The 23,925-nt window shown below is 39.7% G+C and carries 21 protein-coding genes, 1 tRNA gene and 5 pseudogenes; 14 read left to right on the top strand and 13 right to left on the bottom strand.

Annotated elements, in window-relative coordinates; translation table 11 throughout:
• Positions 1-47 precede the first annotated feature (47 nt).
• Entirely contained in the window at positions 48-467 is a 420-nt protein-coding gene (locus S3O_RS0106830; RefSeq protein ID WP_010598338.1) for a hypothetical protein, read from the top strand.
• 353 nt (positions 468-820) lie between these two features.
• Complete coding sequence (locus tag S3O_RS0106835) at positions 821-1,498, top strand: murein L,D-transpeptidase catalytic domain family protein (protein WP_010598339.1); 678 nt, start codon at positions 821-823, stop codon at positions 1,496-1,498.
• 28 nt (positions 1,499-1,526) lie between these two features.
• On the opposite strand, the gene S3O_RS18890 is transcribed toward S3O_RS0106835, so the two are convergent.
• Positions 1,527-1,829, bottom strand: a complete 303-nt coding sequence (locus S3O_RS18890) for a M20/M25/M40 family metallo-hydrolase (RefSeq protein ID WP_010598340.1) — start codon at positions 1,827-1,829, stop codon at positions 1,527-1,529.
• A gap of 38 nt (positions 1,830-1,867) precedes the next feature.
• Positions 1,868-2,670, bottom strand: a pseudogene (locus tag S3O_RS14190) (M20/M25/M40 family metallo-hydrolase).
• A gap of 226 nt (positions 2,671-2,896) precedes the next feature.
• Between S3O_RS14190 and S3O_RS0106845 the strand changes: the two are divergent.
• The 7 genes from S3O_RS0106845 to S3O_RS19710 all read left to right on the top strand — a co-directional run bounded on the left by S3O_RS0106845 (position 2,897) and on the right by S3O_RS19710 (position 6,874).
• Positions 2,897-3,907, top strand: coding sequence for an inorganic phosphate transporter (locus tag S3O_RS0106845; protein ID WP_010598343.1), 1,011 nt, complete (start codon positions 2,897-2,899; stop codon positions 3,905-3,907).
• A 116-nt stretch (positions 3,908-4,023) separates the two neighbouring features.
• The gene (locus S3O_RS15630) at positions 4,024-4,632 is read left to right on the top strand and encodes a ComEC/Rec2 family competence protein (RefSeq protein ID WP_010598344.1); all 609 of its coding nucleotides are present in this window, start codon (positions 4,024-4,026) and stop codon (positions 4,630-4,632) included.
• Positions 4,633-4,652: 20 nt separating this feature from the next.
• Entirely contained in the window at positions 4,653-4,907 is a 255-nt protein-coding gene (locus S3O_RS19705; RefSeq protein WP_010598345.1) for a ComEC/Rec2 family competence protein, read from the top strand.
• Complete coding sequence (locus tag S3O_RS15640; protein WP_268869460.1) at positions 4,897-5,400, top strand: ComEC/Rec2 family competence protein; 504 nt, start codon at positions 4,897-4,899, stop codon at positions 5,398-5,400. The genes S3O_RS19705 and S3O_RS15640 overlap by 11 nt, the downstream gene beginning before the upstream one ends.
• A 1-nt stretch (position 5,401) precedes the next feature.
• Entirely contained in the window at positions 5,402-5,728 is a 327-nt protein-coding gene (locus S3O_RS15645; protein WP_156792807.1) for a hypothetical protein, read from the top strand.
• Between the two features lie 8 nt (positions 5,729-5,736).
• Positions 5,737-6,327 (top strand): ComEC/Rec2 family competence protein, encoded by a 591-nt coding sequence (locus S3O_RS15650; RefSeq protein ID WP_235776233.1) that lies wholly within the window; start codon positions 5,737-5,739, stop codon positions 6,325-6,327.
• A gap of 421 nt (positions 6,328-6,748) precedes the next feature.
• A complete protein-coding gene (locus S3O_RS19710) occupies positions 6,749-6,874 on the top strand; it encodes a hypothetical protein (protein ID WP_268869444.1) in 126 nt (41 codons plus the stop codon).
• 18 nt (positions 6,875-6,892) lie between these two features.
• Here the strand turns inward: S3O_RS19710 and S3O_RS0106875 are convergent, their stop codons facing one another.
• From S3O_RS0106875 to S3O_RS19715, 8 genes and pseudogenes are all read right to left on the bottom strand, one after another.
• Positions 6,893-7,309, bottom strand: coding sequence for a hypothetical protein (locus S3O_RS0106875; protein ID WP_010598349.1), 417 nt, complete (start codon positions 7,307-7,309; stop codon positions 6,893-6,895).
• Between the two features lie 1,106 nt (positions 7,310-8,415).
• Positions 8,416-9,724: pseudogene (gene glmM, locus S3O_RS20120) on the bottom strand (phosphoglucosamine mutase).
• 21 nt (positions 9,725-9,745) lie between these two features.
• Positions 9,746-11,589 (bottom strand): annotated as a pseudogene (locus tag S3O_RS18905) (ATP-dependent metallopeptidase FtsH/Yme1/Tma family protein).
• A gap of 88 nt (positions 11,590-11,677) precedes the next feature.
• Positions 11,678-12,304, bottom strand: coding sequence for a 23S rRNA (uridine(2552)-2'-O)-methyltransferase RlmE (rlmE, locus tag S3O_RS0106890; RefSeq protein WP_010598354.1), 627 nt, complete (start codon positions 12,302-12,304; stop codon positions 11,678-11,680).
• A complete protein-coding gene (locus S3O_RS18910; RefSeq protein WP_235776211.1) occupies positions 12,294-12,728 on the bottom strand; it encodes an MFS transporter in 435 nt (144 codons plus the stop codon). Before S3O_RS18910 ends, rlmE begins: the two co-directional genes overlap by 11 nt.
• The gene (locus S3O_RS14210) at positions 12,682-13,563 is read right to left on the bottom strand and encodes an MFS transporter (RefSeq protein WP_010598356.1); all 882 of its coding nucleotides are present in this window, start codon (positions 13,561-13,563) and stop codon (positions 12,682-12,684) included. Before S3O_RS14210 ends, S3O_RS18910 begins: the two co-directional genes overlap by 47 nt.
• Positions 13,564-13,624: 61 nt before the next feature.
• A complete protein-coding gene (locus tag S3O_RS15655; RefSeq protein WP_083827699.1) occupies positions 13,625-14,482 on the bottom strand; it encodes an MFS transporter in 858 nt (285 codons plus the stop codon).
• A gap of 85 nt (positions 14,483-14,567) precedes the next feature.
• Positions 14,568-14,855: pseudogene (locus tag S3O_RS19715) on the bottom strand (MFS transporter); the annotation flags it as partial.
• 368 nt (positions 14,856-15,223) lie between these two features.
• Between S3O_RS19715 and S3O_RS0106905 the strand changes: the two are divergent.
• Positions 15,224-15,310 (top strand) — tRNA-Leu (locus S3O_RS0106905).
• A 3-nt stretch (positions 15,311-15,313) separates the two neighbouring features.
• Here the strand turns inward: S3O_RS0106905 and S3O_RS19720 are convergent.
• On the bottom strand, positions 15,314-15,595 hold the full coding sequence (locus S3O_RS19720) for a 2-C-methyl-D-erythritol 2,4-cyclodiphosphate synthase (RefSeq protein WP_268869445.1): 282 nt from the start codon (positions 15,593-15,595) through the stop codon (positions 15,314-15,316).
• Positions 15,511-15,801, bottom strand: coding sequence for a 2-C-methyl-D-erythritol 2,4-cyclodiphosphate synthase (locus tag S3O_RS19725; protein ID WP_010598358.1), 291 nt, complete (start codon positions 15,799-15,801; stop codon positions 15,511-15,513). Before S3O_RS19725 ends, S3O_RS19720 begins: the two co-directional genes overlap by 85 nt.
• 190 nt (positions 15,802-15,991) lie before the next feature.
• Here S3O_RS19725 and S3O_RS0106915 point away from each other — a divergent pair, with 190 nt between their 5' ends.
• The 3 genes from S3O_RS0106915 (at position 15,992) to ribF (ending at position 19,481) form a co-directional block, all read left to right on the top strand.
• Positions 15,992-16,612 (top strand): YqgE/AlgH family protein, encoded by a 621-nt coding sequence (locus S3O_RS0106915; RefSeq protein ID WP_010598359.1) that lies wholly within the window; start codon positions 15,992-15,994, stop codon positions 16,610-16,612.
• Entirely contained in the window at positions 16,605-17,030 is a 426-nt protein-coding gene (gene ruvX / locus S3O_RS0106920) for a Holliday junction resolvase RuvX (RefSeq protein WP_033227470.1), read from the top strand. The genes S3O_RS0106915 and ruvX overlap by 8 nt, the downstream gene beginning before the upstream one ends.
• An 87-nt stretch (positions 17,031-17,117) precedes the next feature.
• A complete protein-coding gene (gene ribF / locus S3O_RS18915; protein ID WP_235776234.1) occupies positions 17,118-19,481 on the top strand; it encodes a bifunctional riboflavin kinase/FAD synthetase in 2,364 nt (787 codons plus the stop codon).
• Positions 19,482-19,600: 119 nt separating this feature from the next.
• Here ribF and S3O_RS14230 read toward each other — a convergent pair.
• Positions 19,601-20,460 (bottom strand): annotated as a pseudogene (locus tag S3O_RS14230) (bifunctional methionine sulfoxide reductase B/A protein).
• A gap of 1,607 nt (positions 20,461-22,067) precedes the next feature.
• Here S3O_RS14230 and S3O_RS15665 point away from each other — a divergent pair.
• The gene (locus tag S3O_RS15665; protein WP_010598362.1) at positions 22,068-23,501 is read left to right on the top strand and encodes an ankyrin repeat domain-containing protein; all 1,434 of its coding nucleotides are present in this window, start codon (positions 22,068-22,070) and stop codon (positions 23,499-23,501) included.
• Positions 23,502-23,925 lie beyond the last annotated feature (424 nt).

Genomic DNA, 23,925 nt, shown 5'->3' on the forward strand with positions numbered 1-23,925 from the left:
AATTTAGATAGGTTTCACTTCTCTTCAACAAAAGGAAATTTAGAATTATGATAGAAAATACAATGCAAACAAAAAAGAAACGCGGTCGTCCGCCCCTCAGTGATGCAAAAAAACAACAGCGCAGTAAAGCGTCTGAAAATGCACGACTGATACAAAAATCATTACGCTCAAAAATCGCGCTTCTGAAATCAGATTTTCGAACCAGATTGAAAATAGCGAGCCAAGAAGGTTATCAAAAAGCTCTGGAAAAAATTGTCAAAATTGAGCGTAAAAAAATGGATGCTCATTACAAGGCACTGGCTGCGGCGAAAGCAAAAGTCGCTAAAAAGCTTTCTAAAGCTTCCCAGCGTATGTTAATGAGTAAGGCTCGTATCTCAAAGCCAGTTTCATCGTTCAATTTGAGTATGGCGAAAAAAGCAAGCATTACAGCTCACCGTCGTGGTCGTCCTCGAAAAGCAATGAAATAAATTTTTTTATTGGATGAGCAATAACGACCTATAAGAAAAGTCGGTTTGGAAGCCCTTATAGGTCGTTTGTGTGTAGAAATAAGTTTATTGTATTTATTGTGCAGCGTAGATAGGTGTATGTTAGCTGTTTTATGCAAACAGGTATTGTGTTATCTTTTTCCCCCTCAATTTTTATAATTTAATTGTCAGGCTCATATCAATTTTGTAGTAAAAAAACTTACATTTATAGATTTTATGCTTAGCATGTAAGCCTTTGTGTAGGCTTATCTTAAGAAATCAGCCTTTTTTCAAGTCATTTTTTGTTATAATCGACTCATCTTTGCTTCATTCAAATGAAGAGAAGGGGAGGAAAAATGATTTTGAAAAATAAACTAACGGTTTTAGGTTTTTTATTAGGAAGCGTTTTTACAGCAGCCGTCAATGCGAGTCCAAGTAATAATATAGGACTACAAAATACGCTGGATCAATTCCGAGGTAAAACACCTGGATTGAGCCCAAAAGCGCTTCAGGTTGGCTTGGAAGCTTATAATAAAGCACGCCAAAAGGGTTTGGATCAAAAAGGGATTTTAACCATCGTTGATTACACTCAACCTTCAACGGCGAAACGATTATGGGTTTTGGACCTAAAAAAGGATACCGTGATTTTAAATACCTATGTTGCACATGGTCAGAATAGTGGTGATAACTACGCCCGAGTTTTTTCGGATCAATCGGGAAGTTTGACTTCAAGTTTAGGTGTGTATTTAACTGAAAATACGTACAGTGGGAAACATGGTTATTCTTTGCGTATCAAAGGCTTAGACAAAGGTTTTAATGATAAAGCACAAGCTCGTGATATCGTGTTCCATAGCGCAAACTATGCGACTGCGCAATATGCCGCTCAGCACGGACGTTTAGGTCGAAGTTGGGGTTGTTTTGCGGTCAGTCCAAAGGTGTCAGGACCTTTAATTCAGACAATTTCTAGAGGCACGTTGGTTGTCGCTTATTATCCCGATCCGTCATGGTTAGCGCATTCGCAATTTCTTGCATAAGCTACTCCATGATTAAAAAGCCGCTTTTTTAAAGCGGCTTTTTTTTTTGCTTATTGATAATTACTGGATCGTAGTCGCTGGTTATATCAATATCTTTTTTTAAAAGAGTGGCGTAAAGATGGGTAAGGGTCTCTAAATCTTTTAGAGAAACGTGCTCATTAATTTGATGAATACTTTGATTAATTGGCCCTAACTCAATCACTTCCGCTCCAGTTGCGGCGATAAAACGCGCATCCGATACGCCGCCTGACGTTGAAAACTGAGGTGTAATACCCACGATTTCTTCAATAGCCAATGCCGTATTCTGGCGTAGTTTTCCTGCAACACTCATAAACGGTTTACCACCATGCTGCCAAGTTAATTCATATTCTAAGCCATGTTTTTTAGGGTTTGTTTTCGAATCAGATGTTCAAATTGAGCTTGAATGCTTTCTGCCGTAGTAACAGGAGAATATCGAAAATTGAATCGTGTTTCTGAATGACCGGGTACGACATTGGTGGCGCCTGTTCCAGCGTGCTGATTAGAAAGTTGAAAGCTAGTCGATTGAAAATTCGCCACGTGTTGATTGTTGTCCCAATCCGTATCGAGTGCTTCAGCAAATATTTTCATGGTGGCGTGAATTGGATTTTCATCTTTTAGGGTATAAGCAATATGACTTTGTCGTCCATAAATCTGAAGGTGGCCTGACAGTGAACCACGACGACCGACTTTTAACGTATCGCCCAAGACACGAGTGGAGGTCGGTTCTCCAACCAAGCAATAGTCGATTTTTTCGCCACGGGCCTTGAGTGCTTCAATCACTTTAGCTGTTCCATCGATACCCGGACCTTCTTCATCGCTCGTAATTAACCAGGCTAACGATCCAGAACTTTCATATCCGCGCTGCCACGGCCGTAAAGCAAGCCTTCTTTTTCTGTAGCAACAAAAGGCGGCGAGTTCCATTGATCGAGTGGGCCGGGGGGGACGACGTCGGTATGCCCTGCAAAAATAAACAAAGGCGCGGTTTTTCCTCGCTTTGCCCAAAAATTATTGACATTACCAAAAGGGAAGTGTTCAATTTCGAAACCTAAACGAGTCAGTTGATCCGTAAGGAGTCTTTGACAGCCTGCATCGACTGGCGTGACAGAAGGACAAGCAATCAGTTGCTCTAGCAGTGGAGTTAAGGATAACATAGCGCTGAGTTCTCTTTGTGGGATAATTATGTTTTAAAGTAGAAAGTCTGAACGATTCAAAGTATGAACAATATCAGCTCCCCTAGTCAGGTACAAAATAAATGAATGACTTTAAAAAAGCCACTAAACTCAGAAAAATAGAAACACTTTATGTTGTTTGGTTTGGCGTGCCAACGTGGTGCACGTTGTGTATTCAACCACCACTTAGGGGATGGAAGCGCTTCCTATGACTAGCACCTACGCATTCATCTTTTTTGTTATTTTTTTAGCGTTTACATTTGATTTCATTAATGGGTTTCACGATGCAGCCAATTCGGTCGCAATTTTAATTGCAACGAAAGTATTAAAACCGTTTACCGCTGTACTTTGGGCGGCTTTTTTTAATTTTATTGCTTTTTTATTCTTTCACTTGAATGTTGCAACGACGATTGGCTCGGGCTTAATTGAGCCCCATATAGTGACCCCGTATTTAATTTTTGCAGCATTGATGGGCGCTATCACCTGGAATCTTTTGACGTGGTACTTTGGTTTACCTTCTAGTTCCTCTCATGGTCTGATAGGTGGACTCGTCGGTGCCGCTTTAGTGGCTGGGGGGGGGGGCATTCTCAATTGGCACGGTTTGTTACCGGTATTAATTGCGATTGTTTTGTCACCACTGCTTGGTTTACTGATGAGTTGGATGTTGATTAATGCATCAAACCGTTTTTTAAAAGGGGTTCATTCTGAAAAAACCGAGCGTTGGGCGAAGCGTGTTCAGCTTTTGGCAGGAGCGTTATTAAGTCTAGGCCATGGTGGGAATGATGCTCAAAAAACGATGGGAATTATAGCAATACTCTTATTTTCAACGGGTTTATTAAATGGACAATTTTATGTTCCATTTTGGGTCGTCATTTCGTGTAACTTTGTGATGGGACTGGGTACCTTGATGGGGGGATGGCGTATTATTAACACCATGGGGACTAAATTAACGCGCTTGACACTCGTGAGCGGCAGTTGCGCCGCCACGGGCGCTGCGCTGACTTTATTTGCAGCAACGGACATGGGGATTCCGGTTTCGACAACGCATACCGTAACCGGGGCAATTTTAGGCGCAGGCACGACGAACAAATGGTTGGGTACGCAGTGGCAAATTGTTCGTCGTATTGTTTGGGCTTGGTTTTTAACGATTCCTGCTGCCGCGTTAGTCGCCGCGGCAGTGATGTGGCTTATTCATTATTTTCAAAATATACCTCTCTAAATTGATAGTGTTAGCAAAGCGCATAAGTCAATTGATCTGATTTGTGCGCTTTGCTTTTTACAGAATAACCTATTTTGGGTACTGTATTGCATCGCATATAAAATAATAATCAATCTATGGCCCGATGGACGCTGGGTTTTCTTTTTGGAGTGATGGCCATCACTCGCTGTGCTGTACTGCCTCCTGTGTCGATAACTTGCCTGCTTTTTAGTGGTAGCTTGATTATTCTGTGCACTCTTTATTATAAATCAAGCATCATTGGAATAATCCCTGCTTTTTTACTTGCCGCCAGTTTTGGTGCAAGTTGGGCATTGTGTGTTGCACAATATCAATTAAGTCATCGTTTACCAGCCGCGTTAGAAAATCAAACGCTACACGTGATCGGCCAAGTAGAGACATTTCCTGAATATCGCGATTCTAAAGTTCAGTTTACTTTCTTGATTGATCACGTACAAAACGTAACGAATTTAAAACTACCGTTACGTGTTCGGCTAAGCTGGCAATCTTTTCATTCTCGAAAACAAGCTTTGCCTAATTTGAAAAAAGGAGAGCATTATCAATTCTTAGTTCTTTTAAAGTCAGGACGTGGTTTTTGGACACCTGGTAGTTTCGATCGCGAGGCAGATTTATTTCAGAAGAACATTCAGGCGGTAGGTTATGTTCTGAAGGGAACACGCTTAGCCCAAGCGCCTTATTCGTTGATTGACCCGCTCGTGCCCGGTTAACTAGGAATGTCCAAACGAGTTTGCAGGGTTCTTCTTTTATTGGTTTAATCACTGCGCTGACTACCGGAATTCGTTATCAAATTACTTCTGAACAATGGCAAGTCATGCGTGGTACAGGAACTAACCATCTTTTTGCAATCTCTGGGTTACATTTAGCGTTTATGGCGGGCATGGTTTATTGGCTGATCCAGACCAGTTGGCGCTGGATGCCATCGGCTGCTACCAAATGGCCAAATTGCCGCGGCGCTCAGTGGTCTGTTCGCTATTTTTTATAGTGCTTTGTCTGGTTGGGCTTTACCCGTACAACGTGCACTTTGTATGTTGTGGATAGGACTTCTAGCTAAACTCTTACGTCGCCATCTCAGTTATGGACATGCGCTTTACAGCGCATTAGGCATTATACTGCTCCTTGCCCCTTTTTCTGTGTTATCTGCCAGTTTTTGGCTATCATTTGGTGCGGTGGTATTGATTCTCTACGGTGTTTTGGGTCGATTACGTCTACGAACAGATTGGCGAGCATCTGTTCGTATCCAAATGAATGTGGGTCTTGGTTTATTGCCATTTTCATTGTTATTTTTTCAGCAAGTTTCCTGGGTCAGTTTCCCTGCAAATTTGCTCGCCATTCCGGTCGTCGGTTTTATCATTTTACCGATAAGTTTAATCGGTAGCTTTTTAACTTTATTGCATGCATCGACAGGTAAAACATTATTACTGTGTGCTGAAAAAATATTGGCTTTACTTTGGTCAGTTTTTAGATTATTTAAATAGTTTGTCTGCCTTACAATATCATACGGTGATAGCGAGTCCTTTTATTTTAATCGTCAGTCTTCTTAGTTTAATTTTATTGTGCGCACCTTCAGGTGTACCGGGACGTTTTTTCAGTTTTTTTTTGCTATTACCACTTTTTTATTGGCAACCTAAAGGACCCCAATCGGGTGAAATTTGGCTCCATATTTTGGACGTTGGACAAGGATTGGCGACAGTCATTCAAACGGCGCATCATCAATTGATTTATGATACCGGGCCGAGTCGTGGGATAGACACGGGACGTGCCGTATTGCTTCCCTTTTTACAACAAAAAAAATTAACGAAGTAGATACGTTAATCGTTAGTCATGGTGATGATGATCACAGTGGCGGTGCAAAAAGTCTGCTTGCCTACGCCAAAGTAAATAAGATATTGACCAGTGTTCCAAATAAATTTCTTCAAGGTGCAAAGTTTTGTCAGCAAGGAATGCATTGGCACTGGGATGGGGTTGATTTTCAAATGTTACATCCTCCCTCCCATGCCGCTTATTGGGGAAATGAAAGTTCATGTGTGTTGAAAATAACGAGTCAAGGACATCGTATTTTATTAACCGGGGATATTGAATACGGTGCTGAGCAGACGTTAGTGCGGACATTGCCGAAACAATTGGTAGCAGATATCTTAGTGGTTCCCCATCACGGGAGTAAAACTTCTTCTAGCGAAGCCTTTCTTGATTTAATAAAACCAAAAATAGCACTCTTTTCGACAGGTTATCATAATCGTTACCATCATCCCCACCCACAAGTTGTTGAACGTTATCGACAACGATCAGTAAAGTGTTATGACACAGCGGTTGACGGTGCGATAACTCTAAAACTGAGCGCTCAAAAAAAGCCAGCGATTGAAACTTATCGGCAACGGTATCGAGCGTTTTGGCAAGTGAATTGAAGGAAATCTACATGTTGACTTAGAAAAAATACCTCCAAAAAAAATTATATCTGAATAGAGGTCACACATTAAATATAACATTGTTTATGTGACCCCTTTGGAATCAATCTTCTTTCTCCTAGGAGAACCCATACTGAGTAAGTTAAGAGAGATGAGATACTCCCCTTGTGCAGAGTGGTGGGTTGGAGAAAGGTTCGGATTTGAACTTTGGTGAGCAAGAGATAAATCAGATTTTTGTCTAGACTCATTAATAGAAGACTTCGAACGTTGTGCAGAGACAAATGAATCTAGATTTTTAAGCTCTTATTTTGTTGGTGAATCAATATACTTTTTTAGTTTGCATCAATAGACGGAAGATTGATACTTTCTTGTTCTTTATTATATCGATCATGTATCGAAATTCCCATTTGCGGTGGTTTTTTTGTTGAGCTGGTTTATTAAAAAGGCAAGAGGGATAACGTTTGCTTGTTTTATTGCCGAAGCCCCCATTTTAGGTTGTCGTGTTTGGGAATTAATCGGTGTTTCGGAGGGGGATAAATTATTCTGAACGAGATTTTTTAACTCATTAAGCGCTTCGAATAATTTTTCTTTTAATGTTTTTGCTTGTTAAGCTGCCTAATTTATCTTGATAAAATCTTTGGTCACCTAAATTAACAATTTTTATAGTATCTTCTTGATTTAATCTTAAAAAATCATTAGAAAGATATGAAGCAATTCGCTTCAAAACAGGATCATTTGCTTTTTCTGCTAGTTGGAGCCGCGTAGTTAGGGTTCTAAATAGTCCATCTTTACTATTTAGTTTGTGTACCAAAGATTGAACTTGAAAGCCTTTTTTATCAATAACAGAGGTGATGTCTTCGAGCAATGTAATAAAATTTTCACTAAGAATTAATTTTTGGCGCTTACTCAGATTAGCTATAGGACTTTGAGAGTAAGAAATAGAGTTTGTATTATCTTTCTTCTGAATAGGTGAAGAAATCAAAATTTTTTTTCGACTATGTCTATGGAAAAGATATTTAATGCTATTTTCTATAGGTTTCTTTGATATTCTTCTTGATTTTTTACCACTATTTTTATTGCAAGTAAAGAATTAAAATTCTATCAGTTTCTGAATATAATATCTATCTTTAGTAGATATTATATTAGGGCAGTGTATATAAGATTAATAACTTAGTAGATGTCGTAAGCAAAAAGTGAAGTAAGTAACAGCAATTTCAAATGCTTGTAATTAAGATGTATTGAAGGCTGAGCTAACACTTAATTCGTTTAATGAGACAAAAGAAGCGTATAGCGAAATCAATTCGAAATCGAAGAGCAGGCGATATGTATGCGTTGATAAGGAAAGTATCACGCCGTAAATTGTAGTGGAAGACGAGGATATGGCAAGTACGCGTGGCAGAGTTTACTTTCTAACCACCTTTATGCAACTCTATTCTTAGAGATTATGCACCAAATTTTTTGTGAGAATAGTGACGCGCTTATTTCTATTATTATATATAATTTTTCGTAGCTATTTTTTTAATTATCATATAAATTAAAAAAATTGATTTAATTTTATATCGAGTCTTCATATTTTATAAAGTGTATGATGAATGATATAGCATGTTTTTTTCGAGACTTTTTGATCACTCTGACATGTGTAGTGGATAACGATTTTTTATTAAAGTACGCTGCTCTCTAAAATGATAGACTGTTCTGTTTTCTTCATAGGTTATTTATAAGTCTTGTTATTCATCTAGTAAGGTCTTCAAATAAAATTGAATTATCAGTATCTTTACTTAATTCTTTAACTATTGCTTGATTGCAAGTTTTTAATAAAGTGATATTTTTCTTCATATGTTTTTGTTGATCTTCAGAAAGTTCTGAGGAAAGTATAGGTCTAGAAATAGAGATACTTTTCTTCTTAGAACTTGAAGATAGAAAAATATACTTATCATACTCTTTTTTAAACTAGGTATAAAAATCTTATCATTATTTTTATTAATGATTAAAATTATAGTAGTTAATTATAAAAATAGCAGTATTTTTTAAGAATAAATATTTATTTCTAAATTAAATATTGATTGTTTTTTAAATTTTTTTAAAAAATTAGGCTGAATTGACGTTACGCAGCACACAAGCTAAAGAGTTTGCGAGTTTTTGAGTAGTTTCTTCATCGCGTGCTTCCACCATGACACGAACAACTGGTTCAGTACCGGAGGGACGTACCACGAGTCGACCTTGATTGCCCAATGTTTTTTCTATCGATTGAATGGCATTTTGTACAAGCGCCGTTTCAAAAACAGCGGTTGGATTAGACATGGCCACATTGATTAACGTTTGTGGAAACTTACGCATGTCTTTTTTTGCTTGATGGAGTGTTTGGTGGGTTGTACTCAATATCGCGAGTATTTGCAAAGCAATCACAATTCCATCACCCGTTGTGAGTTTGTCACGAAGGATGATGTGCCCAGAAGCTTCACCACCCAGCTGCCAACCTGTACTGTGTAGGCACTCATTGACATATCGATCGCCTACGGCAGTTCGAATAAAGTCTAAACCGAGTTGTTTTATGGCCTGCTCAAGACCTAAATTACTCATTAATGTTCCTACTACACCACCGCGGACGTCACCGTTCTCGACACCCGCTTGCGCGAGTAAGAATACTAACTCATCCCCATCGACCATCTCTCCAAGATGGTCAACCATTAGAACGCGGTCACCATCTCCATCAAACGCAATGCCCAAATGGGCCTTTTTCGCTACGACCGTTTTTTGGAGGAGGCTTAAATGTGTCGAACCACAATCGAGATTAATATTAGTGCCATTCGGTTGGACCCCTAATAGGGTAAGCGTTGCCCCGAGTTCAGAGAAGAGTTGCGGTGCGATTTGATACGTGGCCCCATGGGCACAATCTAAAACAATATGCAATCCTTCCAGCGTCTTATTTTTCGGAAACGTCGACCGACAAAAAGCAAGGTAGCGTGCTTTCGCTTCTTCTACACGATGCGCCTTTCCTAACTGCGCAGACCCAACTGTAATGAGCGGTTCATTAAGTTGTTGTTCTATCGCATATTCAAGATTATCGGCTAATTTTGTTCCTTGAGCACTAAAAAACTTAATTCCATTATCTTCCGCTGGCTTGCAAAGCCGATGTTAAATAAGCGATCGCAGGCGTTGGCATCGGGCCTAAAAGATAGCAGTCACTTCCCGAAGCAGATAATCCCGCTTCCAGCGCAGACTCGAGCATATATCCGGAGATGCGGGTATCTTTACCAATCAAAAAAGGCTGTTTCCTTTTTTGTAAAATACGTCCGACTGCCCATCCCAGTTTTAAAACAAATTCCGGGGTAATCGGATGCGTACCCACTCGGCCACGGATACCATCCGTTCCAAAATAGCGTCGAGTTTCAGACATGAGCAAAACGCCTAATAAAATTTAGCTTGTCGTGGTTGAACCTTCGTCACCGTGCGATGTTTCATCTGTATGCGTTGTTGACGAAGAAATTGAATTTTCTTTATTGTCTGAATCGGATCCACTATGGTGTTGTGTCCAACCTGGAGGCGTACGAGGTGGTTTTCCACTCATGATATCGTCAATTTGCTGGGAGTCGATTGTTTCATACTTGATGAGTGCATCCGCCATTAAATGTAACTTATTGATATTTTCACGCAGAAGCGTCTCCGCCAGTTGATAATTACGTTCAATAATGGAGCGACTTTCTTCATCAATTAAATGAGCGGTATCGTCAGAAAATTTATTTCCTTTACCAATTTGATGACCTAAAAAGACTTCATCATTTTCTTGGCTGTAAGACAAAGGACCTAAGCGTTCAGATAATCCCCACTTGGTAATCATATTTCGTGCGATTTCGGTTGCACGTTGGATATCATTTGAAGCGCCAGTGGTGACTTGCTCAGGACCAAAAATTAAGTTTTCGGCAATACGCCCACCAAATAAACTGGCAATTTGGCTTTCTAAACGTTGTTTTGTATAGCTATAGCGATCTTCTTCTGGGAGAAACATCGTCACGCCCAACGCTCGACCACGAGGAATAATAGTGACTTTATAAACCGGATCATGTTCAGGAACTAAACGACCCACTATTGCGTGACCGGCTTCGTGATAAGCCGTTAATTTTTTTCTTTTTCGCTCATTACCATCGATCGTCTTTCAGTACCCATCATGACTTTATCTTTGGCTTTTTCTAAGTCACTCATGTCTACGGTCGCTTTATTTTCTCGTGCAGCAAACAACGCGGCTTCATTAACCAAATTGGCAAGATCGGCAATTTGTTCACGACCTCGAATATCCGGCAAGCCCACAATCACTTGCCGATCAAAACGACCTGGCCGTAATAGCGCTGGATCCAACACATCCGGACGATTCGTCGCCGCCATGACAATGACGCCTTCGTTGCCTTCAAAACCATCCATCTCAACTAATAATTGGTTTAACGTTTGTTCACGTTCATCGTGACCGCCACCTAAACCGGCACCACGATGTCGACCGACAGCGTCAATTTCATCAATGAAAATAATGCAAGGTGCTTGTTTTTTGGCTTGCTCAAACATATCTCGAACACGAGAGGCCCCAACACCGACAAACATTTCGACAAAATCAGAACCTGAGATAGTAAAAAAGGGAACTTTTGCTTCCCCAGCGACGGCACGCGCTAATAACGTTTTACCCGTTCCCGGAGGTCCCATTAATAATACGCCACGTGGAATTTTGCCACCCAGCTTTTGGAATTTAGCGGGATCTTTTAAGAAATCGACCAGTTCACTGACTTCTTCTTTGGCTTCTTCTGCCCCGGCCACGTCTGCAAAAGTGACTTTGACTTGATCTTCACCTAATAATCGAGCACGGCTACGACCAAAAGATAGGGCACCTTTTCCACCAGCGCCGCCCATTTGGCGCATGAAAAAGATCCAAACACCAATTAAGAGGAGCATCGGGAACCAATTGATGAAAATACGCATTAAGAAACTTTCTTGTTGCGGAGGCTCACCTTTTACATTGACTCCTTTCTTCAACAGTTCAGGGAGTAAATATTGGTCAGGAATCGGCATGTAGCTTGTAAAAGATTTTTCACTTTGTAATTGACCCTTGATCACCTGATTACTCTGAATCGTGACCGATTGAACATTCCCTTGTTGAACATTATGTAAAAACTCGGAGTAAGTTAAGCGTTCGCCACTGGCCCGACGAGGCTCGAGGTTATTAAACACCGATATCAGGATGACGGCTATGATCAACCAGAGAAAAAGATTTTTTAACATGTCGTTCAAACTACACTACCTCATGGTTTTATAGAAAAATAGCATTATATACTAAATTGGCAATGATTCGATTCTTTATGCCTTGATCTTAAAAAGGAGGACGATAGCCGCGCGCAATTAAATAGACCTCGGCAGAGCCTTGACGTGAAGCTGTTGGCTTACGAATCGAGACACTTTGAAAGTTTTGTCGTAATAACTGTAAATAGGCTTCAAATCCTGCGCCTTGAAAGGCTTTAATCAGTAGAACGCCTTTCGGTTTTAAGACGCGCTGCCCAAAATCCAATACAAGCTCAGCTAAATACATTGCACGAGGTTGATCAATACTGCGATTCCCGCTTAAATTAGGTGCCATATCCGAAAGAATTAGATCGGCTTTTTGTTCTGGAATGCGAGCAAGCAAGGCGTGCAAAACCGATTCTTCTCGGAAATCACCTTGTAAAAAATCAACATCGGGTAGTCCCGGCATGGCTAAAATATCGAGTGCATAGACTTTTCCTAACTTCCCTACAAAACGGGTCACCACTTGTGACCAGCCCCCAGGCGCCGCACCTAAATCAACAACGGTCATCCCGGGTTTGATTAATTTATATTTTTCTTGCAACTCCAACAATTTATAAGCCGATCGCGAGCGTAACCCTTCTTGTTGGGCTCGTTTAACAAATGGATCATTAAAGTGCTGTTTTAGCCACCGCGCACTACTTTTACTACGAGACATCTTTGTGGGTTTGTTGACAGTAGGTTTCTTTAATAAAGAAGCAACCGATGATAAATGCAATGACATAACAAAGCGGTAATATCACCAATGCTTTACGAAAATCACTGGCGCTGTATACGCCTTGCCAGTAAAAATGAATTAAAAAACCAATCGCAGGTAAAAACATCGTTCCACCGGCAACGGTGGCCATATTATTAATTCCAATCGCTGTACCCGCGACACTGCTGTGATTATTATCTTTAACGACTCCAAATGCAAGAGACTGGCCGGATGCCGCTAAACCAAATAAAAATAGGCATACATAAACCAGTATCAAAGGTAGATGTGGAATGTAAAGTAATGGAACTAAACCAATGATTCCGAGCATGGCCGCAAATTTAAGCGGCGTTCGACGCCGGTTGACCTTGTCCGACCACCACCCCAAGGAGTGGACAACCCAAACCAATAGCCACCCAAATCATCATACTGGCTGTTGCAGCCGCTTTAGTGCTCAACCCGTAAGCCGCTACGAGGAATGGAACGCCCCATAATGTGGCAAAAGCGGTAATGGGTGACCAAACCATAAAGGAATACAAAGCGACAAACCAGGTTTGTGGATTTCGTGCAACTTGTTTAAAATTTTGTCTAAATGTTTTTTGAGAGGTCGATTGAAAGCGTTTTCCCGTTGAAACGACTTCAGGACTATCTCGTACAATTAACCAAATCAACAGCGCAAGAATCAGTCCAATCACGGAAAGACCTAAAATCGTATGACGCCATCCCCACTGAGCCACGGCGACCGTTAAGGGTCTTTCGCCGATAATGGCCCCTACACAACTCATGAGCTCAACAAGGCCGGTTAAAAAAGCAAAGTAACGCGCAGGAAACCAACGTGAGACCAAAACCAATGTCCCGATAAAAGAAAATGCCGATCCGCCACCCATCAAAAAACGGCCCATCGAAGCCGTAATGACATTGTTTGTGGTGGCAAATAACAGGGCTCCCGTTGCACAAGCCAATACGGCAACCGTTAATAAGCGGCGTGGTCCAAAGCGATCAAATAAAAAACCAGCGGGAAGTTGCATCGGGGTATAGGCGTAATAATAAAAAGCGACCATCGTCCCTAAGCTAATTGCATCGAGCTCTAAGTCTTGAGTCAATTCGCGCGTAATGACGCCAGGTGAAATTTGTAAAATAAACTCATACATGTAGAAGCAAGAAGCCAGAATACATATAACGGCAAGAAGGGTCGGTTTTTGTGTCGCAAGGGGTTGTGTCATAATCTATTTATTGTAAGTCGTAAAAGTGATCGGAATGGCTAAATGTAAAAAGTTAAATCAATTAAGACGGTCGATCTTCAGCCGAGATCGGTTGGCAATGTGTTTCTTGAAGTAAAAACTGGCTGACAATAAAAGCCAAAATAAAACAGATAGGCAGAAGGATAAACGATTTTTGATAGTCAAGGGCACTATAGAAAGGTTTGCCTGCTTGCAAAGCGCCGTTCCAATAGTAGTAAAGCAAAATACCGATTAAAGGTTGAAATAAAGCACCCCCAGCGACCACAGCCATATTATTAAAGCCAATAGCGGTGCCGACGGTGGTTGTTGAATTATGATCTTTGACCACACCAAAGGATAATGCTTGACCAGAAGCCGATAAACCAAACAGAAACAATAAAATATAGAGCGAGACAAGGGATAAATGTGGAGCATAAATCACAAGAAGTAGGCTGACAATACCTAAAAAGGCGGATGAACTTAACGGGAGGTTCCGAGCACGAACTTTATCGGACAACCAGCCCAAAAACGGGCTACCTAAGCCAATCCCCAACCAAATCATCGCACTGGCTTTAGAGGCACTTTCCAACGTGATGCCATATTTAACCATGAGGAACGGAATGCCCCATAGCGCCGCAAAAGCAGTAATCGGCCCCCATACGGTAAAGGAGTAAAGTGCAATCAACCAGGTTTGTTTATTTTTACAGACTTTTTTTAGACGTTGGAGTTCATTGAGATTTGATGCAGGAGGTGTATTTAGATTTGGTGAAATCGTTGTAGGGCTATTTCGAACAATCAACCACATGAGCAGACCGAGTAAGGTGCCCATCCAGGCAAGCCCATGGAGTGTGGGTCGCCATCCCCAATGATGAATCGCGGAGGCTAAAGAGACTTGGCCGGCAATGGCGCCTAAAGAGCTCATTAATTGAACGAGCCCAGAGTAACGCAAAATAATGCGGTGGAAACCAACGAGAGACTAAAAGTAACGCGCCAATGAACGAAAACGCTGAGCCAATTCCCATCAAAAAACGGCCCGTTGAGGCCATCCAAACATTGCTGGTCGCCGCAAAGAGAAACGCACCCAAGGCACAAACAGACACCGCTAACGTCAGTAAAAGACGCGGCCCAAAACGATCATAGAGTAAGCCTGCGGGTAACTGCATCGGTGTGTAAGCATAATAATAAAAAGCAGTCATCGCACCTAATTCTGCGGCATTGAGATGCAAGTCACTCATTAATTCATTCGTCATCACCGCCGTCGAGACTTGTAAAATGAACTCATACATGTAAAACATTGCGCCTAAGGCACAAATCAAGGTCGCAAGAAACAGTTGTTTTTTTTGCTCAAAGTATAAGAAGGTTTTTCAACTAAAACTGCATCATTATTATACATTTTTTACCTTTTTTATCATGTTTTGAAAGTCATTTTAGAGGAGAATGTTCTCTAATAAAGACATAAATTCACTATAACTAGATCAGTGTGCTGTAAGTTATAGATTATTTTTCAAAGCGTAACTAAGACAATAAGGCAATCGTCGATCGATTGCAAGCCAGCTGAATGCGGATCTATGCAATTATCTTTTTGGGCAATGGTGGGTGAAGCTGTAAAAAAGTTACCTCTGTTATCTAGACAAGAGTTTGTTATACTGTGCGCGCAGCTCTTGCCGGGATGGTGGAATTGGTAGACGCGCCGGACTCAAAATCCGGTGATGGTGACATCGTGTGGGTTCGAGTCCCACTCTCGGCACCAACTTTAAGACATAACTTTTGTGATCAGTACAACCGCTGTGGCAGCGATACCTTCTTGGCGGCCAATAAACCCAAGTTGTTCTGTGGTGGTCGCTTTGATACTGACTTGAGTTTCCGATAAACACAGTATTTCAGTCAGCATATTGCGCATGGCTGGATAGTGGGGTGTGAGCTTAGGGGCTTCCGCTAATATAGTAATATCTACATTTTGTATAACATAGCCCGTCTCCTGTACGCGGATCTTTGTTTTTTTCCGAGAAAAATGCGGCTGGCACAATTTTTCCATTGCGGGTCAGTATCCGGGAAGTGTGACCCGATATCGCCTAAGGCACTGGCGCCCAACAACGCATCCACCAACGCGTGGATGACGACATCGCCATCTGAATGTGCACGTACCCCTTGGTGGTAAGGGATACGAACACCGGTAATGTATGCGCCTTGTGTAAAGGCATGGACGTCGAATCCATGGCCGACCCGAAATGAATTTTGCATGCGTATCTTCTTTTTTAAACCTGTGGTGTTTATTATCACATAACTTCCTTGATCTAGGCTGTGTAAAGAGAGGATTATCCCTAAATGACTATCTTTATCTGTTTTTATAGATTAGAAAAGTTTAATTCATTTAAAAATAAAGTTAACTTTTCTGGGGGGGTCAGGCTAGGATGAGAAAATAGGGAATGCTATGATAAATAATAAACAATTACTTCAACGAGAAAGGATGATGGGACCGACAAATGATTTTTTAACCAATCATTTTTTGATTGCAATGCCCGGTATTACGGATACATATTTTAATCGTTCTGTTGTGTATATTTGTGAGCATAGTGATCGGGGCGCGGTCGGGATTGTTGTCAATCAACCCCTGCAATCTTTGCGCGCAAATCTTTCTGAAATACTCAAAATATTTATTGAAGGCATGACGGATATTAATGAGTTGTATGACGATTATCCGGTTCTTTGTGGTGGACCTGTTCATCCTGAGCGTGGATTTGTGCTTCATCGACCCGGGACAAAATGGCAATCGAGTTTTAACTTGAGTAATGAGGTTTGTATTACCGCCTCTAATGATATTTTACAAGCAATCGCTCGACAAGAAGGGCCTGAAAAATTTATTTTTTCGTTAGGTTATGCCAGTTGGGTTCCGGGTCAAATTGAAAAAGAAATTATTGAGAATACTTGGTTGACCGTTCCGGCAACGCCTTCTATTTTATTTGATGTCCCGTTACATGAACGCTGGCAAACTGCGATGCAGAGTTTGGGCGTGGATATTCATAAACTGGCTTATCGTGGTGGTTGTGCGTAAAAGTAAAACAGTTTTAGGTTTTGATTTCGGTGTTAAATACATTGGTATTGCGGTGGGTAGTACCGAGCCAGTGATGGCACACCCACTCTCGCAGTTGGTCATCAAAGAGGAGATTCCTTGGGAAGAAATTGCCAAGTTAATTCGAGAGTGGCGTCCTGCGGTATTAGTGGTCGGTATGCCACTCAATATGGATGGTACAGAGCAACCCATTACACAATTGGCACGCCAATTTTTAGACGCATTAACCGAGCGCTTTAAATTACCTGTTTTTGCTGTCGATGAACGTCTCACCACAGTGGAAGCGCGCGCCCGTCTTTTTTCAGTCGGGGGGATTCGCGCGTTACAAAAAAAAGCGGTAGATAGTGTGGCGGCGCAGTTGATTGTTGAAACGTGGTTAGAGAATACAACAAATGAGTAACGCCTTATTTAAATCGACATCCACTGTGGCATCAATGACCTTGATTTCACGAATTTAGGGTTTGTCCGCGATATTATCACCGCAAAAATTTTTGGCGCCACCGCCGCCGTCGATGCGTTTTTAATTGCATTTAAAATTCCTAACTTTATGCGCAGTTTATTTGCTGAAGGCTCTTTTTCAAGTGCATTTGTACCGACACTGGCGATGTATAAACAAACAAAAACATCGGACGAAGTGAAATGTTTTATTGCGAATATGAGTGGGGTGTTGGGTTTAATTTTATTGCTTATTACGCTTATCGGTGTTTTGGGAAGTCAAGGGTTGATTACAGTATTTGCTCCCGGTCTGGATCCCTATCGTTTTGAATTAGCGAATACCTTACTGAAATGGACTTTTCCGTATTTGATGTTGATTTCATTAACTGCGTTTGTTGGCGCGACACTCAATAATTATGGCCAATTTTGGGTGCCTGCATTTACGCCCGCGTTATTAAATATTTGTTTGATCGTCAGTGCGTTATGGTTAACACGCTATTTTGTTGTTCCGGTGACCGCTCAAGCGGTTGGTGTATTCATTGCCGGTTTTTTACAATTAGGTTTTCAATTGCCTTTTTTAAAGCGGATGGGCTTTTTACAATGGCTTCGTTTTGACTGGCGTAATTCCGGTGTACGTGCCGTATTAAAACGGATGTTACCGGCCTTGTTTGGTGCTTCAGTGGTCCAAATTGGATTGTTACTGAACACAGTGCTGGCTTCTTTTTTGGTGGCTGGAAGTGTCACCTGGCTGTATTATTCCGATAGATTGGCTTATTTCCCTTTGGGTGTGTTTGGGGTGGCGTTAAGTACCGTAATTTTACCGCATCTTTCTCGCCAACACGCGATGCAAAGTACCGAAGGTTTTTCCAGTACGTTGAATTGGGGATTACGTTGTAACTTATTGGTGGGGCTGCCCGCCTCATTGTGTTTAGTGTTATTAGCACAGCCAATCATTATCACTTTACTGCATTATGGAAAATTTGGGGTTCATGATGTCCTCATGACGCAACAAAGTGTGATGGCCTATGCGCTTGGATTACAAGCGTTTATGTTTATTAAAGTTTTGGCCGCGGCATTCTATGCGCAGCACAATCTTCGCACGCCTGTGCAAATTGGTGTGTTGGCATTAGGCGCGAATCTATTATTCAGTCTTTTGTTGATTGGCACACTCAAGCATGCGGGGCTTGCCTTAGCGAGTTCATTATCGGCTTGGATCAATGTGATTTTACTGCTCAGAGGCTTACGAATACGGCGTTATTTTTCAATGGCAAGCCGGATGGCGTGCCTTTACCGCGCGTTTATGTTTAGCAAATGGCGTGTTGAGTGTCTTTTTATTTTGGGCGACGGCGGCCACACCGATTTGGTTTGCTTGGAATGGACTCGAGCGGTTTTTACATCTTTTTCTATTAGGGAGTGGTGGATTGGTTTTATATTTAACTTGCTTGTGGATCAGTGGATTACGATGGGCCGATCTCAGGGCGATTCCATGACAGAATTGATTCGCGGATTAGCTCATCTCACTTTAGCCCATCAACCCTGTGTCGCAACGATTGGTAATTTTGATGGTGTTCACCAGGGACATTTGGCGGTGATTCATCGTTTACAACAACAGGGTGCACAACAAAAATTACCGACTTGTATTATTCTTTTTGAACCGCATCCCCAAGAATTTTTTCTTAAAGAAAAGGCACCGGCTCGATTAATGCGCTTGTGTGAAAAGATCGCTATTTTTCGTCAACTCGGGGTAGACCGGGTATTGTGTTTACCTTTTAGAAAAATCGTTGCGCTCAGTGCTGAAGAGTTTGTCGTCGATATTCTCGTTAAACGCTTAGGGATTACTTGTTTGATTGTTGGCGATGATTTTCGATTTGGTAAAGGACGTCAAGGGGATTATACGCAGTTACAAAACTGGGCACAGCGTTATCATTTTATTTTAGAAGCGACGCCCACTACTTATTTTGCTGGAAAACGGATTGGTAGTTCATGGGTTCGCGAGGCGCTTCGGCAAGGCAATTTCAATTTGGCGACACAATTACTGACGCGCCCTTTTCAATTCAGTGGCCGGGTCATTCGTGGTGATCAGCGCGGTCGGTTGCTTGGTTTCCCGACCGCAAACTTGGCGCTTAAGCGGCAAGTAGTTCCGTTATCTGGTGTGTTTGCCGTCCGTATTCATGGGTTAGGTGCGTCCTATTTGGGTGTCGCCAATTGTGGATCGCGACCGACGGTATCCGGTAATAAAATGTTACTAGAGGTTCATTTATTCGATTTTAATGATGATCTTTATGGAAAAAGAATTGAAGTTGAATTTGTTGACAAGATTCGTGATGAAAAACGCTTCGACTCGCTTGAAGCGTTACGCCAACAGATTCAACAAGACAGTGAATCCGCGAAGAAGCGGTTGATTGCTGTTCAATAAAGTTTGGTATCTTTTCTGGTTTATCAGCACAAAATGAAGGAAAGAGGATTCAGCGCACTATTGATATATAAAAAGGCTAGGGTGGCTATCCATTCAACGGCAAGGAAGTACCCCGGCTTCTAAAAACGTTTTGTATACGTATGGCAATACGGTAAGCCGCCTTTTTTTTCATAATAATCTTGATGGTATTCTTCAGCCGGCCAAAAAGTGGTCGCTGGTTTGATTTGTGTTACCACAGCGAACCCGTTTGCTTTTAAATGCTCAATCAGTTGTGCAGCGATTTTTTTTTGTTCTGGTTGAGTATAAAAAATCACTGAACGATATTGTTCGCCCAGATCAGGACCTTGCCCATTACTTTGGGTAGGATCATGAATTTCAAAAAATACTTTGCGAGCGTTTTATAAGTAGTTTTTTTGGGATCAAAAATGACTTGTACCACTTCAGCATGCCCTGTTTTTTGATGACACACAATCGAGTAAGTAGGATTGGGTACGATGCCTCCCATATAACCGGATGTTGCAGAAAGTACTCCCGGTTGCTGTTGCATCAGATATTCTACGCCCCAAAAACAGCCACCTGCGAAAATAGCAATTTCCGTCGGTACCACCAGTGGGTTAAGTGCCGCATCTTTGGAAATAAAATCGAGGGCAATTGAATTGACACAGTATCGTACATTCTTAGAGGTCAACCCTTCTCCTTTAAAAAGATGGCCGAGATGGCCATGGCAATGTGCACATAGGATTTCAATCCGTTGACCATCTGGATCGAGTTGTTGTTTGACTGCGCAGGGGATGGCGTCATCGAAACTCGGCCATCCACAATCGGCATTAAATTTAGCTGTAGACGGATACAAGGTTGCACCACATTGTTTACAAACATAATAGCCTGAGGCGTGGTGAGTAACATATTTTCCAGTAAACGGGCGCTCGGTTCCTTTATATAAAATAACTGTTTTTTCTTCATGAGTAAGCTTTTTCATGAGTGAAACTTCCGATTTTCTCATTAACTAATCGCTTACAATCTTATATACAATGGCTTTTTGGAGCAAGCGGCATTACGATCATAGGTGAAAATAAAACCATTCGCATACAACGGTAGTTAACTAGAAATTGACGGTAGTTAACTAGAAATTGAAAAATAGATAAAAACTTAATCTTAATCAAATCATCATTATTAATAGAATATTAATTTAATTAAATCTTATCTATCATTCAGATCTAAATTCATTAAAACAGATTATTTGTTCACTAATTTTATTTGTTAGATTTTTATCTAAAATAAGTGTTAACTCCTGGTTTTTTGTTTGTTTTCGAAACTGGTTAGCTCTAAACGGTTATTTATCAATAATTTTGATAGTTTGTTAGGCCATAAACATAGGTTGTTAAAAGTTCTAAAAATATTTTGCAACTGCAAGAAGTATTTAAATTACGCTATCATGTATGGCATGATTTCTGTATTAGATTTTATTCTTGTAATAAGCCTGTTTTTTATCAGTAAAATTACTGTATATTTGATAGAGATTGGAAGGCTCCTCAGGTTCTATCAATGGGTGAGTGTGTTCATTTTTATACTCTTCATTTACATGGTAGAGTTTTTTTATCATTATTTTTCTAGCAATTCATTTTTATTAAGTGCTTTTTATGTTTATTTGGCTGCCTTATGACTTATTTTTAGAAGTGTATTGTTTTTTATCTAGGAATGAAAGGGTGGGGTTACACAATGAAGTTAAACTGATAGCACAAGGTTTATAAAAAAACTTATTCGCTGAAACACACTTTGAACGAACATTGAATACTATAGAAAAGATTTAAAAAAATTTACTTATCCTTTGATTAAGTATTAGAGATCGATTAACAGGCCGGACTTTATCTGATATGAATTGACCAAGATGTCAATTGACGTACTTTTATGATTAACAAGCTTAGTTCAGAATAAGCAATAGAGATTGTGAATATTATTAAAAGTGGGAGGGTGCTCTGCTATCTATTTTTTTTCTATTATAGGTAGAAATTATATGGATTTAGCGAACAGTAGTTTGCGTTAAATCTAGATATACGCTTTTATTTGGATGGGTAGTGAACGTTTAAAATAGAATGCGATAACCTGTGTAGTTTTCTTCTAAAAAAGATCTCATTGTTGCGCTTAGATATTGATCAGAAGATCATTATTTTAAAATAGTAGAAGATTCATTATGAACAGTTTTTAAAATTTTAACGAATTTAAACATAACACTGGATTGATGTTCCTCAGCGAAATATTCAGTGTCTGTTTGAGTCACTTTAGTTAGTTACTAATAAACCAGAAACGGATATATTCAACTTGGCTCCAAGAAACTTATGGCTCTATCGAATGAGTTCTTATTTTGGTATGCTGCCTGTTTTTAGTATAAAATAATTGATACGTCGCTTCCGTTAAGCATCTCTAACTTAATAAATAAAAGTTAATTAATTTTGATCTGTCAGTTTGTTTAAAAAATATATGCCATCAAAAAACACGGATAGTATGGTAGCATATTTTTTTCAAAAAATTACTTAATACTATAAATTTTGTATACTAGTCCTAATAATAAATTAGGAAATAATATTTATGAAGCTTATTCGTCAATTAAAAGAGATTGTTTTAGATAGGGCTATTGCTGGAGATCATAATAAGTTATTAAAATTTGTTATGAAATATGTCTTTAAAGTTAATCTGACAGATTATTTTAAAGCGACATCTTTTCCAAAGTCGACTGAAAAAGGTTTTACTCTTGCTGAAATCATAGAACTACTTTTAAATAGTAAAGCGAATGTTTTTTCAATTGTAGATAGAAATAATCTTGTAAAAGCTCTATATTTTGCTTCTGAAAAAAACTACACTGACGTAGTCGCGTTACTTCTTAGGTATGAGGCTGATGATGACAATTTACTTAAAATACAGAATCTTCAATCTCTCCTACATTTTGTTTCTGAAAAAGGCTATACCGATATTGTAGAATTACTTTTAAGGCATGGAGTGGATGTCAATGCAACTGGACTCTCAGGTTCTGAGGCAACCCCTTTGCTTTTAGCCTCGGAAAACGGCTACTGTGATACAGTAGAGCTACTTTTAAAATACAGAGCTGATGTTAATGTAACTATAGGTGTTTTTAATGAAACACTTCTGCATATTGTAGTGGAAAAAGGTTATTTTGAGATAGTGGAGCTACTTTTAAAGCACGGAGCGGATGTTAATGCAATAACTTATAATTATAGTGAAACACCCCTACATTTTGCAGCTAGAAAAGGTGATTTTCAGATAGTAGATCTACTTTTAAAGCACGGAGCGGATGTCAATGCAATAACTTATAATTATTGTGAAACACCTCTACATTTTGCAGCTAAAAAAGGTGATTTTCAGATAGTGGAGCTACTTTTAAAGCACGGAGCGGATATTAATTTGCGTCAATATTGTGCTAGCACCGCTCTAGATTTAGCAGTCAAACAAGGTCATATTGTTACATCGATGATACTAATTATAGCCACTTTATGGAGGAATCCAAGTCAGGAAAAGAACTCCAATGTTCAATCTAATGAGCGATTATCGAGTTTTTGGAATCAAGTTGATAACGACTTCAAGCAAATTAATAATTATTTTTATAATAAAGGTATTTCTATTTCTTTTAATGAACTTCATTTCAATCAGAATAATGCTCAGTTAATGGAATCACTTACATTGAAAACTTTGAATGATCTTACTCAAGCCGCCATTGCTGCCCAACATTTTGATGGAATATCTTCTTTCTTTGTTAAGTTTTTTAAACAAATGGAATCGAGTATAGAAAAGAAAGTTAACTATTTTTCTTTATTAGATAAATTAAATTTATTATCAAATCCAGGAAGAATAGCTTTAAATTCTGATGTAAAACATGAACTATTTTACAATTATCTACCGGTCAGAGATCTTAAAAGTTTATTAAGTGCATCGTTGTTTCCACCTGTAAATCCTTCTAATTCCAAAAATTTTGATCAGAATATACTAACTGTTAGTAGTTCCCCCTAGTATAACTCACTAATTTAGTGGGTTATATATCGTAAGTAACATCGTTCTCAACACGAAAAAATCAAATATTAAAGACAATCTGCTTATTTTTTATTAAAAAATAAGCAGATTGTCTGTTCAGTAGCGTATTATAAAAAAGAGTTAATATGTTAAATTAATCAATATTTTTTTAATTTTTGAAAAAAATAAGTTATTTTTTATACTGGAAATTATAATGTTTCTGAAATAATTATGCTGAGCATTCTATTGAGTCGAATTAATACGTTGATTAGCAGTAGTCTACTTCGAAAAGTACTTTAACTGGGCTAGGCATGAGCGCGAAAGTTATACGCATATAATATTATATTTCTATTTTAAAAAGATGGAAGAATATAACACAAAATTAAAAATTATGTGTGTTTGTCAATATATTTTTATGAATTAA

It is taken from the genome of Rickettsiella massiliensis 20B (assembly GCF_000257395.1).
GTDB lineage: Bacteria > Pseudomonadota > Gammaproteobacteria > Diplorickettsiales > Diplorickettsiaceae > Diplorickettsia > Diplorickettsia massiliensis.